This window comes from Amycolatopsis sp. NPDC049691, assembly GCF_040675005.1.
Taxonomy (GTDB): domain Bacteria; phylum Actinomycetota; class Actinomycetes; order Mycobacteriales; family Pseudonocardiaceae; genus Amycolatopsis.
Genome location: NZ_JBFANX010000025.1, coordinates 18,183 through 30,725, shown reverse-complemented (window position 1 = coordinate 30,725; position 12,543 = coordinate 18,183). Strand labels below are relative to the sequence as shown.

Sequence of the window (12,543 nt, the reverse complement as noted above, 5' to 3'; positions counted from 1 at the left end):
GGCGTGCGCCGGGCCCCGCTGTGTCATTTCCGGGCCGTGTCACTTTCGGGCGATGAGCAGGTGGAAGCCGAGCCCGCTGTGCGCGAACCGTTCGTGTTCGCGCGAAGTAAGTCCCGCCGCGTCCAGTGCCGACTCGACCTCGGCGACCGGGCGGATGCGGAAGCCGTTGTCCGTGGCGTGATCATGTTCGGTCCGGCCCTGGCCGCGCTGGGTGTCCGGCCGAAGTAGGTTCTCGCGGCGTGCGCCGGGCCCCGCTGTGTCATTTCGGGCCTGTGTCTTTCCGGGCGATGAGCAGGTGGAAGCCGAGCCCGCTGTGCGCGAACCGTTCGTGCTCGTGCGAAGTCAGTCCGGCCGCGTCCAGCGCCGACTCGACCTCGGCGACCGGGCGGATGCGGAAGCCGTTGTCCGTGAGCATCCGCGACCGGCCCATCAGCTCCGGGTCGCCGATGCCGAGGACGAACCGGCCACTCGGCTTGAGCACCCGGGCCACTTCGGCGAACGCGAGACCGAGGTCGTCGACGAAGTAGATCGTGTTCGTCGACACGATCGCGTCGGCCGAACCGGCGTCCAGCGGCAAGGCCGTTATGGAACCCTCGTGGACCGCCAGCCGCCCGGCCGCGATCTCCTCGCGGAACGCCGTCCGCGCCCGGTCGAGCATCGTCGCCGAAATGTCCACGCCGTGCACCAGCCGAGCCTGGTCCAGCAGCAGGGTGAGGCCGAGACCGCCGCCGAAGCCGACGTCCACCGCCGTTTCGCCGCCGGTCAGCCCGAGGGCCGCGACCGCCTTCACCACCGCCGCGCGGTTCCGGCGGTTGAGCATCGTGCCGACGATCCGGCCGCGCAGGCCGCTAGGGTGGCCGAGTTGCCGGGCGAGCCCGGCCTGGAAACTGTCGCGAAGTCCCATGTGCGCAGTCTAGGAGGCGGAATGGCGAAGACCGCGGTGGTCACCGGTGCCGGATCGGGGATCGGACGGGCCGTGGCCCGCGCGCTGCTGACCGACGGCTGGTCCGTCGCACTGGCCGGGCGGCGCGCTTCCGCTCTCGAGGAAACCGCGACCGGCTTCGACGGTGCCCTCGTCGTGCCCACCGACGTCTCGGACGAGGACTCGGTCGGCGCCCTGTTCGCCGCGGTTCGCGCCGAGTGGGGGCGGCTCGACCTGCTCTTCAACAACGCCGGCGTCGGGGCCGCCGGGACCGTCGCTGACCTGTCCGTCGAGGACTGGAAGCGGACCGTCGACGTCAACCTCACCGGGATGTTCCTGTGCGCGCAGCAGGCGGTCCGGCTCATGCGGGACCAGGACCCGCGCGGCGGCCGGATCGTCAACAACGGTTCGATCTCCGCGCACGTCCCGCGCCCGGCGAGCGTCGCCTACACCGCGACCAAGCACGCCGTCACCGGCCTCACCCGCTCGATTTCCCTGGACGGCCGCGCATGGAACGTGGCGTGCGGCCAGATCGACATCGGCAACGCGGCCACGGAGATGACCGAGCGGATGGCGGCGGGCATCCCCCAGGCGGACGGCCGGGTGGTCGCCGAGCCGACGTTCGACGTGGAGCACGTCGCATCGGCGGTGCGGTACATGGCGGGGTTGCCGCTGGACGCGAACGTCCAGTTCCTCACCATCACGGCGACGACGATGCCCTTCATCGGCCGCGGCTAGGTTCCGACATTCAGGTGAAGTAGCGACGTGCGGGTCGACGGCCCGCGGCCCGGTTGGTAAACCGGAATGCCGTCGACCGGGGGTTTTGCCGTGCCCGATCAATTGACCTACGCCGCCGTCGTGACGGCCACTCTTGCTGTAGCCGGTTTTCTGGTCAAGCAATTCCTCGGTGAAGGCGCGAAACAGCTCGGGCAGCGTTTTTGGCCCGCCGTGCTGCGCAGCAGGCGCCGGACGTTGACCGGGCGGGAACTGCGGCGGTACGCGAACGGTGTGAAGGCGACCTACAACAGCCACGCCCTCGGTTTCCTGGCCAACACCAAGGTGACCGTCAGCGACGTCTACGTCCCGCTGCAGCGCGAGGTGGGCGGGCGACGGGAGGAGATCTACGGGAGCATCCGGGATCGGGCCCGGACCGTCGTGCTCGGGGCCGCCGGGGCGGGGAAGTCCATGCTGCTGAAGAACTCCATGGTGAACTGGGCGGACAAGCCCGCCGGCTTCGAGCGCGTCCCGGTGTTCGTCGAGCTGTTCCGGTGCAACCGCGGGGAGGAGGGCCTGCGGGACCTCGTCGCCGGCGCCCTCGGCCGGGCCGGGGTGAAGAAACCCGAACGGTTCCTCGACCGCGCGCTGGCGGACGGCCTGGTGAGCGTGTTCTTCGACGGCTTCGACGAAATCGTGACGGACCGCCGTGCGGAAGTAGCGCAGCAACTGAAGCAGTTCGCCGAGAAGTGGCCGGAATGCCAGGTCGTCGTCACCTGCCGGGAGGCCGTTTACGATTACGATCTGCGGCCGGATTTCGACCACGAGGTCCGGGTGGCCGGTTTCGACGACGCCGCGGTCCGCCGGTTCCTCAAGCTTTGGTTCGCGCCGAAACGACCCGAGCGCGAGGCGCGGTACGAAGTCGAACAGATGATGGCCGGACTGCGGGCCAGCCCGTCGCTCATGCAGCTGGCGCGGACCCCGCTGCTGCTCACCATGATCGCCTCCCTGCACGACGCCGACCCCGGGATCGGCGCGGTGCTGCCGGGCTCGCGCACCGAGTTCTACGAACTCGCGCTGCAGCACCTGCTGCGCCGCGACTCCGAGCTGGGCCGTACCCGCGGCCTCGCCACCTACAAGGCCGGCCACAAGCACATGGTCCTGCGGTCCATCGCGGTCCAGGCGCAGGGCGCCATGGCACCGGGGACCGACCGGCGGACGGTGTCGGAAGGCGAGCTGCTCGCCAACATCACCCGGGTACTCGCCCGGTTCAACCTGGAAGCGGCGCACGCGGCTCCGCTGCTCGAGGAGATCGTCGACCGCAGCGGCCTGCTGGTGCGGGTGGACGAAGGCAACCTCCTGTACGAGTTCCCGCACCTGACGCTCCAGGAGTACCTGGCCGCGATGGAACTGGCCGACCGCCCGGAACAGCTGCTGGCGCTGTACGAGGACAACCCCGGCCGCTGGCGCGAGACGGTCAAGCTCTGGTGCGGCGGCGCCAACCGCGACTGCACGCCGGTCGTAGCCGAGATCTTCGCCGGTGACGAACGCGGCAAGCTCCTGGCGCTCGAGTGCCTGGCGGAAGCGCGCCAGATCGACGAGGGGCTGGCCGAAGAGGTGCTGTCGCACTTCGAGGCGGCCCTGCGGCGAGACGTTCCCGGGGACGCCCCCATCGTCGCGGCGCTGGGCGCCGTCGCGGCCGAGCCCGGCCCGCGCGGAACGGCTCTGCTCGCCCGGCTCACCCAGGCGGCGTTGCAGCGACAGGTGTGCGCGATCCACGCGCTGGCCGCGTCCCGGCTGCGCCCGGCGGTGGAGACGCTCAGCGACCTGGCGACGTGGGTCCCGGTGGCGCGCACGGCCCTGCGGTCGACCGGGGAGCTCGCGCTCCCGGTCCTCGCCGAACGCGCCCGGGCGGGCTCGATCGCCGCCGTCGACGACATCGCCGCCATCGCGACGGCCTCGGCGGGCGTGGCGCTGGCCGAGCTGCTGTGGGACGACAGTGCGGTCGCCGTCCGGGCCGCGTGGCGCCTGGCCGTGCTGGTCGACAACCCGGACGTCGAGGACGAGCTTTCGCGCGCCGAGGCCGGGAGTCCGGCGGGCGAGTGGTACGACTGGCTGTGGGCGCCGTTCGCCCCGGGTGGGCACCTCGGCGCGATCATGGGCCGCGTCGGCTACCTGATCGACGACCGCGCCGGGACACGGATGCCGGACGACCTCGGGCGGGTGGACCCGCGGCTCGCCATGCCGATCGGGGTCCGCGGCGCGTCCCGGCAGTACGACCCGGTCGCGCTGGCCGGGCTCGATCTCGAAGTCGCGCGGGTGGCGCGTTCCCTCGGCGTCGAAATCCGGGACGACACGGGCAACGACGTGGTGCTCGGGGACATCCACCGGCGGGACGAGGGCCAGGCGCGCCGGCTCGCCCTGCTCCTGTTCGAACGGGCCGGGGTGGGTGCCGGGTACCGGAAACTGCTGGACAACCTGCCGGCCGCGGTGCTGGTGCGGCTGGTGGAGCGGCTTTCGCGGACCTATTTCCGCGCCGACGAAAACGAGTGGCGGACCGTCCACGAAGACCCGAAGGCGCCGATCGTGCTCCGGCCGCTGGTGAAGCTCGCCTTCACGGTCCTGGTCGGGATCCCGTACGTGGTGGGCGTGGTGCGGGCGTCGGGATCCGCCTTCGGCTGGTGGCCCTGGACGGCGCCGTGGATCGGGTGGGCCACCTGCCTAGCGGTCTTGGCCTCCGTCCTCGGTCTTCTCGTGCTCCTGTCCTACGACACCGGCTGGGCGGTGGTGGCGTTCGGGACCTTCGTGGTTCTGTCGTTGCCCGGGGTCCTGGCGTTCGCGGTGACGACACTGGCGGACTGGGTCGGTGGACCCGCCCTGACGTCGGGTTCGGCGCTCCTGCTGGTCGGGACGATCGGCCTGGTGGGGCTCCTCGGCCACCGGGAGCGCGAGATGGCCAACCCGTTCCGCGAGCTGCGCAGCCTGGACGAGAGCGTGCTACGGGTCCGGTCGACGGTGATCTCCGGGCGGGGAACGAAGGCCTAGCGGCGGTCGAGCCACGGGGTCCTCCGGGAGGGCGCCGACGGTCGGCACCGGCCGGGTCCCAGGTCACGAAACCCCGATCCCCGCGAGCACCGGGCCGGTGAACGGTGTCGTCGTGACGTCGTGCGCTCGCGAGGACCACACCGCGTGGCCGTGGCCCGACCACAGCGGGGCCACCGGGAGGTCGCGCAGCAGCTGGTTCTCCGCCAGCCGGTACAGCTCGCCCGCCTCCTCCGGTGTCGCCGCCGCGTCGGCCAGTGCGAGGTTCTGGCGGAACACGTCGTCGGTGTACCCGGATGCCGTGGCCAGCAGTGACAGCAGCTCGTACGGGCTAGCCGTGGCCAGTGAAACGTCCAGTGTGGACGGACCGTCCGCCGCGCCGGGGGCGGGCTGGGCCGTCACCGAAACGTCCAGGGACTTGTGCAGCCCGACCACCAGCGTGCGGGTCCACCCTTCGGTGCCGGGTCCGAAGTAGACCGTCGCGCCGCCCGGGAAGGATGCCTGCCGCAGCAGGGCTTTCCCGGCCGCCGCGTCGAAGCTGCATGGGCGGCACGTGCCCGCTCGCTCGCCCGGCGCGTCCGCCGGGGGCAGCAGTGCCTTGGCCGGGTCGGCCTGGTACGCGAGCGGGCCCGCTTCGAGGGCCGCGCGGTCGATGCCGAGCGCGAAACCGTGGCGGACCGTCGCGTCGGCGAACCGGGGGTTCGCCACCGGGAACGCCAGGTAACCCGCCCGCGGCAGCGGCCACGTCGCGTGGTGGTCGTCGCCGAAGTCGGCGTGCATCGCGTCGTGCTTCTCGCCCGGGACCTCGGTGGCGAGGTCGAGCGTGCCCGCCTTGACCGCGTCGTACTGGGCCGCCGGATCGCCGACGCGCAGGTCGATCTCCTCGGCCTTGCCGGGGCCGACGCGCTTCAGCGTGCCGCCCGAGCCGGGCCGCCACGGGCCGTCCAGCCGATACGGGCCGTTGCCGACCGGCGCCTTCGCGAAGCCGGCCCAGTCTCGGGAGGCGAGCACCGACGCGGGCAGCGGCACCAGGCCCGGCGCCGCCAGCAACGCCTGCACCTGACCCGACGGCCGGTCGAGGACGAGCGTGATCGTGTCCGGAGTGGACGCCGTGATCTCTCGGGTGCGCAACAACTTCGTCAGAACAACAGCAGAAGCCCACTGGGAACCCGCGACCGCTTTCCACGTGTCCACATAGGACTGCGCGGTGACGGGCGTGCCGTCGTGGAACTTCGCGGGCCGCAGCTTGACCGTCCAGTGCACCCGGTCGGCGCTCTCGATCGACTCGGCGGCGCGCGGGGTGACCTTCCCGGTCGCGGCGTCGTAGTCGGCCAGCGGCGTCCACAGCGCGCCGGTCACCAGCCGGCCCGCCTGGTCGGTGACGTCGGCGGGCAGGAGCGTCGCCGGCTCTCGGAGGCCGGCGGAGAGGACACCGGGCCGGGCCGGGTCGGCGGGGGAACAGCCCGTGACGGCGAGGGCCACGACGGCGAGCAGGGCGAGCAGGCGCATGGGCCAGTCCTACCAGTCAGGAGGCAACCAAAGGTGGTTGTGTCCGGTTGATCTCCGTCGTACCGTTCCCTGGACACGCGTTCTGGGAGGTTTCGTGCGCACCTGGCTCCGGTCGTGCTTCGCCGCCGTCACCGTCAGCGCCACGCTCGTCGCGACCGGGCTCCCGGCCGCCGCCTGCGGCGAAGACGACAAGCCCGCGGTCCCGGCCGCGCGCACCCTGGGCGACCCGGGGGCGATCAAGAACGTCAAGGCCGTCGGCAGCGTCCCGGACGCCGCCGGAGCCATCTCGATCAACTTCCTCGACTACGGCCGCCGCGACGTCATGGTCGTGTCCGGCGAGTTCGGGCTGAAGGTCTACGACCTGACGAAGAACCCGGCCGCGCCGCAGCTGGTCGGGCAGGTCAGCCTGCCGGGGCTGTGGGAGACCGAGGACACCGAGGTCGACCAGAACCGCAAGCTGGTGTTCCTCTCCCGCGACCCGCGCGCGTTCGGCGGCACGACGCACACCGGCGAGTCCGGCATCTACGTCGTCGACGTCTCGAAGCCGGAAGCGCCCGCGATCCTCAGCTACACGAAAGTCCCGGCCGGGCACACGACCAGCTGCGTCGACGGCTGCCGCTACCTCTGGACGGGCGGCCCGGCGAAGGCCGACGACCAGCCCGCCGACTGGGGCGGCCGGCCGATCTGGGTCACCGACATCCGCGACCCGCGGCACCCGAAGGTGAACCCGCAGCCCATCGAGCTGGCCCGCAACGACGGCAAGACCGACTACGTGCACGACGTCCAGGTGGACGACGACGGCGTGGCCTGGGTGTCCGGCCGCGGCGGCGTGCGCGGCTACTGGACGTCCGGCGTCCACCGCGACCCGGTCGCGGGCAAGGTCCGGCGCGCGACGGCCCACGAGCCGATCCCGTACGCGGGCGGCGGCATCGCCGAGACGGCCGCCCCGTCGCGGTTCATGCACAACAGCTTCCACCCGGCGGGCCACCGCATCGGCGACGGCGCGTGGCGCGGCCAGGACCTGATCTACGCGACGGAGGAGAACTTCGTCGACGGCTGCGCGGGCGACGGCGTCCTGACGATCTCGTCGCTGGCGGGGTCGTACCACGGCGAAGGCTGGCGTTCGACGCCGTCGCAGCCGTTCCGGCTGCAGAGCGTGGGCACCTGGAGCGTCAACGGCCAGGAGGGCAGCGACCCGGCATCGGACGACTGTTCGGCGCACTACTTCGACGTCCGCGGCAAGGTCCTGGTGCAGTCGTTCTACTCGCAGGGCACCCGGTTCCTGGACGTGAGCGACCCGACGAACCCGCGCCAGATCGCGTACTACCGCCCGGGCGACGCGAGCGCGTGGGCGCCTTACTGGCACGGCAAGTACGTCTACGTGGCCGACAACGCGCGGGGCGTCGACATCCTGCAGCTCACGAAGTAGCGGTCGGGCACCGGAAGCGCAGCCGCCCGGCTGATCCACCGGAGGCCGCCGCCGAGCCGGACTCGGCGACGGCCTCCGGTGCGTCTCTCAGCCGCGCAGCCAGACCGCCGTGTCGGTCGGCAGCGAGTCCGTCACCGGGCCGCTCGCCAGCAGCACCTCACCGGCCGGCAGGGGCACCGGAACAGCCGAGAAGTTCAGCGCGAACGTGAACCCCGTCCCGATCCGGAACGCCAGCACCCCCTCGCCGAGCGACAGCCACTCCAACGCGCCCGCCGGGAGGTCCCGCCGCAGGCGGAGGCCCGCGCGGTACAGCGACAGCATCGAGTCCGGGTCCGCCGCCTCGGCCGAAGCCGTGTACGCCTTCCACTCCTCCGGCTGCGGCAGCCACGCGCCGCCCGAACCGAAGCCGAACGGCGGTTCCTCACCCGACCACGGGATCGGGACCCGGCAGCCGTCGCGGCCCGGGTCGGCGCCGTTCGTGCGGGCCCACACCGGGTCCTGGCGCAGCTCGTCGGCGATGTCCAGGACCTCCCACAGCCCCAGCTCCTCGCCCTGGTAGACGTACAGGCCGCCGGGCAGTGCCAGCGTCAGCAGCGCCGCCGCCCGTGCCCGCCGCGTACCGAGTGCGCGGTCCACCGGCAGCTCGTGCAGCCGGTTCGCGAACGAAAAACCCGTGTCGCCCTGCCGGCCGTACCGCGTGACGTGCCGGGTGACGTCGTGGTTCGACAGCACCCACGCCGCCGGCGCGCCGACCTCGTCGTGCGCCCGCAGCGTCCGGTCGATGACGTCCCGGAAGCGCGCCGCGTCCCACGGGCAGACCAGGAAGTCGAAGTTGAACGCCGAGTGCAGCTCGTCGCGGCGCAGGTAGCGCGCCGCGCGGGACATGTCCGGCAGCCACATCTCGCCGACCAGCACGCGCTCGCCCGGGTAGCTGTCGACGATCTTGCGCCACGAGCGGTAGATCTCGTGCAGGCCCTCCTGGTCGGAGAACGGCGTCTCGTCGCCGTCTTCGACGTCCGGTAGGGCCGGGTCCTTCACCAGGCCGTCGGCGACGTCGATGCGGAAGCCGTCGACCCCGCGGTCGAACCAGAACCGCAGCACGTCCTCGAACTCCGCACGGATTTCGGGGTTGTCCCAGTTGAAGTCGGGCTGGCGGGAGCTGTAGAGGTGCAGGTACCACTCGCCGTCGGGCACGCGTGTCCACGCTGACCCGCCGAAGCGCGACTTCCAGTTGTTCGGCGGCTCACTGCCGTCCGGTCCGCGGCCGGGCCGGAACCAGAACCGCTGCCGCTCCGGCGATCCCGGGCCCGCGGCCAGCGCGGCCCGGAACCAGCGGTGCTCGTCGGAGCAGTGGTTGGGCACGATGTCGATGATCACGCGGATGTTCCGGGCGTGGGCCTCGGCGATCAGCTCTTCCGCTTCGGCGAGCGTGCCGAAGAGCGGTTCGATGTCGCGGAAGTCGGCGACGTCGTAGCCGCCGTCGTCCATGGGGGACGGGTACCACGGGGTGAACCAGATCGCGTCGATCCCCAGGTCGGCCAGGTGGTCCAGCCGGGCACGCACGCCGGCGAGGTCGCCGATGCCGTCGCCGTTGCCGTCCGCGAAGCTGCGGATGTACACCTGGTAGATCGCCGCGCTCCGCCACCAGCCGGTCTTGTCGGTCACGAAAGTGCCCCTCCTGAGTCGATTGGGGAGTCAGCCCTTGATGGAGCCGGCGGTCAGCCCGGCGAGGATCTGCCGCTGGAACGCCAGGAACAGCGCGACCATCGGCAGGCTGGCCAGCACCATCCCGGCGACGAGCACGTTGAGCGGCATGTCGATCGCCACCCGCTGCAGCATCACCGAGAGCGTCTGCTTTTCGGTGTCCGGGAACACCAGCAGCGGCCAGATGAAGTCCTTCCACGCGGTGACCACCGCGAGGATCGACACCACGGCCAGGATCGGCCGCGAGATCGGCAGGATGATCCGCCAGAGCGTGCGCACCGGCCCGGCGCCGTCGATGCGCGCGGCTTCGATCAGCTCGTCCGGGATCTGGTCGAAGAACCGCTTCAGCAGGTAGATGTTGAACGCGTTCGCGGCCGCCGGCAGCCAGACCGCGGTCGGCGAGTTGATCAGGTTGAGGTGCACCAGCGGCAGGTCCGTCACCGTCACGTACGTCGGCACGAGCAACGCCGTGGCGGGCAGCATCAGGGTCGCCAGCATGAGTCCCAGCACGACGTTGCCGAACTTCGGCCGCAGCTTCGACAACGCGAACGCGGCCGGGACGTCGATGGCCAGCTGCGCCAGCCACGCGCCGCCCGCGACGACGAGCGTGTTGAGGAAGTACTTGCCCAGGCTCAGCTGGCTCCACGCGTCGGCGAAGGTCTCCGGGTGCCACTCGTGCGGGACGAGCGTCGCCGGCGTCGCGGCCAGTTCCTGCGGTGACTTCATCGCCCCGGTGACCGCCCAGTAGAGGGGGAACAGGAACGCGAGGACGAACACCGCGAGCGTGCACGCGAAGACGACGCCGTAGACGACCTTGCCGCGCGGGCTGCGCAGCGCGCCGGGCGAAACGAGGGTTCTCATGACTGGTCCGCCTTCCGCGTCAGCCGGACGTACCACGCCGAGAACACGCCGAGCGCCACGAACAGCAGCAGGCTCATCGCGCTCGCCGAGCCGAAGTCGTTGTAGACGAAGGCGTAGCGGTACAGGAGCAGGAGCACGGTGACCGTCGAGTCGTCCGGCCCGCCGCCGGTCATCACGTACGGCTCGGTGAACACCTGCATGGTCGCGACGATCTGCAGCAGGAGCAGCACCAGCAGGACGAACCGCGTCTGCGGGAAAGTGACGTGCCGCAGGCGTTTCCACAGGCCGGCGCCGTCCAGTTCGGCGGCTTCGTAGAGCTCGCCCGGGATCGTGCCGAGCGCGGCCAGGTAGATGAGCGTGGTGCTGCCCATGTTGGCCCACGTCGAGACGAACACCAGGGACAGCATTGCCGTGCCGCTGGAATCCAGCCACTGGCCGCCGGGCAGGCCGACCGCGCCGAGCGCGGAGTTGAACAGCCCGGGCCCCGGGTCGTAGAACCACTTCCACATCAGGGCCGTCACGACCGGCGGGAGCATCACCGGCAGGTAGACGGCGAGCCGGAAGAACGCCTTCGCGTGCCGGATCTCGTTGAGCAGCACGGCCGTCAGGAACGGGACGGCGAAGCCGAAGACCAGCGCGAGCCCGGTGAACAGCAGGGTGTTGCGCCAGGCGACGCCGAACAGCGGATCGTCGAACAGCTTCGCGAAGTTGTCGAACCCGACCCAGGTCGGCGGGTTGACGAAGTCGACCTGCTGGAAGCTCAGCAGGACCCCGCGGACGATCGGGTACCAGGAGAACAGGGCGAACACCACGAGCGCGGCGCAGAGCAGGCCGTACGCGGTGACGTTCTCCTTGAGCTTGCGGCGGAGTCTCGTCCGGCGGCGTTCTTCCGGGGAGGCGACCGGCCGCCCGGCCCGCGACGAAGCCGTCGCGGGCCAGGCGAGCAGGCTACTTGACCTGGGCGAGGACACTGTTGACCTTCGACGCGGCCGACGACAGCTGCTGGTCGAGGTTGGCGTTCTGGTCGGTCAGCACGGCCTGCATCACGCTGTCGAGCGCGGCGTAGATCTGCTGCGCGTTCGGCGGCTCGATGCTGCCCTTGATCCGGCTGGTCGTGTCCACGTAGGACTGGAAGTTCTTCGCGGGAACGTTGGCGTACTTGGCCTTCAGGGCCAGCTGCTGCTCGCGCACCGAGCCCGTCCAGACGTCGGGGGTCGGCTCGGCGGGCAGGCCGACGGGCTGCTTGCCGTCGACGTACTGCTGGATGTGCTTCTCGAAGCGGTCCGGGTTGAGGTACTTCCACTGGATCCACTCGAGGCCGGCCTTGACCTTCTCCGGCGAGGCCTTCGGGTTGATCATGTAGCCCTCGCCGCCGAGCAGCGTGCCCTGGCCGCCGGGCATGCCGGCGACGCCGTAGTCCTCGTACTTGCCGTTGAACTGCTTGACGAGCACGGGAACGTTGTCCGGGGCGGCCATGTACATGCCGAGCTGGCCGGCGCCCATCATGCGCTGCACGTCGGTGGCTTCGAGGAGCTGCTTGGCGCCCATCGAGTTGTCGGTCCAGCGCATGTCGTGCAGGTACTGCAGGGCCTGCTTGCCCTTTTCGTTGGCGAAGTCGGCGACCCACTTGTCGCCGTCCTTGCGGGCGATGTCGCCGCCGAGCGAGTACAGCCAGCTGGTCAGGTGCCAGCCGCCCTGGTTGTTCTTGCTGTAATCGGCGTACCCGACGACGCCGTTGCCGAGCGCGGCGATCTTCTTGGCGTCTTCGCGGACCTCGTCCCAGGTCGTCGGCGGCTTGTCGGGGTCGAGCCCGGCCTTCTGGAACAGCGGGCGGCTGTAGAGCAGGCCCATCGTGTAGTTCATCGTCGGCAGGCCGTAGAGCTTGCCTTGCGCGTCGCGGAAGTTGTCCAGCAGTTCCGGCTTGATGTCGTTGATGTGCGGAACGCTCTTCGCGGCTTCCGTGATGTCGGCGGCCTGGTGCCGCGCGATGATCTGCGCCGGGTCGGTGAAGTAGACGTAGTAGACGTCCTCGAGCTGCCCGCCGGCGAGCTTCGCGGAGAACGTCTTCGGGTCCATGAACCCTTCGTGCGGATCGATGTCGATGTTCGGGTGGGCGGCTTCGAACTCCTTGACGTCGGCGTCGAACACGCTGCGCTCGAACGGCTGGCTGGTCGGCGGCTGGCCGGTGACCGTGATCTTCACCTTGCCGCCGGTCTGGGCGGCGGTGTCCCCATCGCCGCAGGCGGCGAGGGAGAGTGCGAGTCCGCCGGCGGCGATCAGGCACAACGTGCGGCGGGACCAGGGACTGCTCATCTCAAGCCTCTTCTCGGGGTCGCGACGGCTGTCACGTGATTGCGGTCAC

10 protein-coding genes are annotated in these 12,543 nt (G+C 70.9%); 4 read left to right on the top strand and 6 right to left on the bottom strand.

Annotated elements, in window-relative coordinates; genetic code table 11:
• The first annotated feature begins 36 nt into the window (after positions 1-36).
• Positions 37-228, top strand: coding sequence for a hypothetical protein (locus AB0J40_RS39510; protein ID WP_364464274.1), 192 nt, complete (start codon positions 37-39; stop codon positions 226-228).
• Between the two features lie 31 nt (positions 229-259).
• Here the strand turns inward: AB0J40_RS39510 and AB0J40_RS39505 are convergent, their stop codons facing one another.
• Positions 260-904 carry a class I SAM-dependent methyltransferase gene (locus AB0J40_RS39505; protein WP_364464271.1) on the bottom strand — a complete coding sequence of 215 codons (645 nt, stop codon included), beginning with the start codon at positions 902-904 and terminating at the stop codon, positions 260-262.
• A gap of 21 nt (positions 905-925) precedes the next feature.
• On the opposite strand from AB0J40_RS39505, the gene AB0J40_RS39500 reads away from it, so the two are divergent.
• Both AB0J40_RS39500 and AB0J40_RS39495 read left to right on the top strand, forming a co-directional pair.
• Entirely contained in the window at positions 926-1,660 is a 735-nt protein-coding gene (locus tag AB0J40_RS39500) for an SDR family oxidoreductase (RefSeq protein ID WP_364464268.1), read from the top strand.
• A gap of 90 nt (positions 1,661-1,750) precedes the next feature.
• Entirely contained in the window at positions 1,751-4,681 is a 2,931-nt protein-coding gene (locus tag AB0J40_RS39495) for an NACHT domain-containing protein (RefSeq protein WP_364464265.1), read from the top strand.
• A gap of 63 nt (positions 4,682-4,744) precedes the next feature.
• On the opposite strand, the gene AB0J40_RS39490 is transcribed toward AB0J40_RS39495, so the two are convergent.
• Positions 4,745-6,187, bottom strand: coding sequence for an ABC transporter substrate-binding protein (locus AB0J40_RS39490; RefSeq protein WP_364464263.1), 1,443 nt, complete (start codon positions 6,185-6,187; stop codon positions 4,745-4,747).
• 94 nt (positions 6,188-6,281) lie between these two features.
• Here AB0J40_RS39490 and AB0J40_RS39485 point away from each other — a divergent pair, with 94 nt between their 5' ends.
• A complete protein-coding gene (locus AB0J40_RS39485) occupies positions 6,282-7,616 on the top strand; it encodes a hypothetical protein (protein ID WP_364464260.1) in 1,335 nt (444 codons plus the stop codon).
• 87 nt (positions 7,617-7,703) lie between these two features.
• Here the strand turns inward: AB0J40_RS39485 and AB0J40_RS39480 are convergent, their stop codons facing one another.
• Genes AB0J40_RS39480 through AB0J40_RS39465 form a run of 4 tightly spaced genes read right to left on the bottom strand, consistent with a single transcriptional unit; the run spans position 7,704 to position 12,494 of the window.
• Entirely contained in the window at positions 7,704-9,281 is a 1,578-nt protein-coding gene (locus tag AB0J40_RS39480; RefSeq protein ID WP_364464258.1) for a glycoside hydrolase family 13 protein, read from the bottom strand.
• 30 nt (positions 9,282-9,311) lie between these two features.
• Positions 9,312-10,181, bottom strand: coding sequence for a carbohydrate ABC transporter permease (locus AB0J40_RS39475; protein WP_364464255.1), 870 nt, complete (start codon positions 10,179-10,181; stop codon positions 9,312-9,314).
• Positions 10,178-11,152 carry a sugar ABC transporter permease gene (locus AB0J40_RS39470; RefSeq protein ID WP_364464254.1) on the bottom strand — a complete coding sequence of 325 codons (975 nt, stop codon included), beginning with the start codon at positions 11,150-11,152 and terminating at the stop codon, positions 10,178-10,180. Before AB0J40_RS39470 ends, AB0J40_RS39475 begins: the two co-directional genes overlap by 4 nt.
• Positions 11,130-12,494, bottom strand: a complete 1,365-nt coding sequence (locus AB0J40_RS39465) for an extracellular solute-binding protein (RefSeq protein ID WP_364464251.1) — start codon at positions 12,492-12,494, stop codon at positions 11,130-11,132. Before AB0J40_RS39465 ends, AB0J40_RS39470 begins: the two co-directional genes overlap by 23 nt.
• Positions 12,495-12,543: the final 49 nt, after the last annotated feature.

What these genes read in the sequence shown, in the direction of transcription:
- AB0J40_RS39475 (WP_364464255.1), bottom strand. Translation starts at nt 10,181, where the DNA reads ATGAGAACCCTCGTTTCGCCCGGCGCGCTGCGCAGCCCGCGCGGCAAG.
- AB0J40_RS39500 (WP_364464268.1), top strand. Translation starts at nt 926, where the DNA reads ATGGCGAAGACCGCGGTGGTCACCGGTGCCGGATCGGGGATCGGACGG.
- AB0J40_RS39490 (WP_364464263.1), bottom strand. Translation starts at nt 6,187, where the DNA reads ATGCGCCTGCTCGCCCTGCTCGCCGTCGTGGCCCTCGCCGTCACGGGC.
- AB0J40_RS39505 (WP_364464271.1), bottom strand. Translation starts at nt 904, where the DNA reads ATGGGACTTCGCGACAGTTTCCAGGCCGGGCTCGCCCGGCAACTCGGC.
- AB0J40_RS39465 (WP_364464251.1), bottom strand. Translation starts at nt 12,494, where the DNA reads ATGAGCAGTCCCTGGTCCCGCCGCACGTTGTGCCTGATCGCCGCCGGC.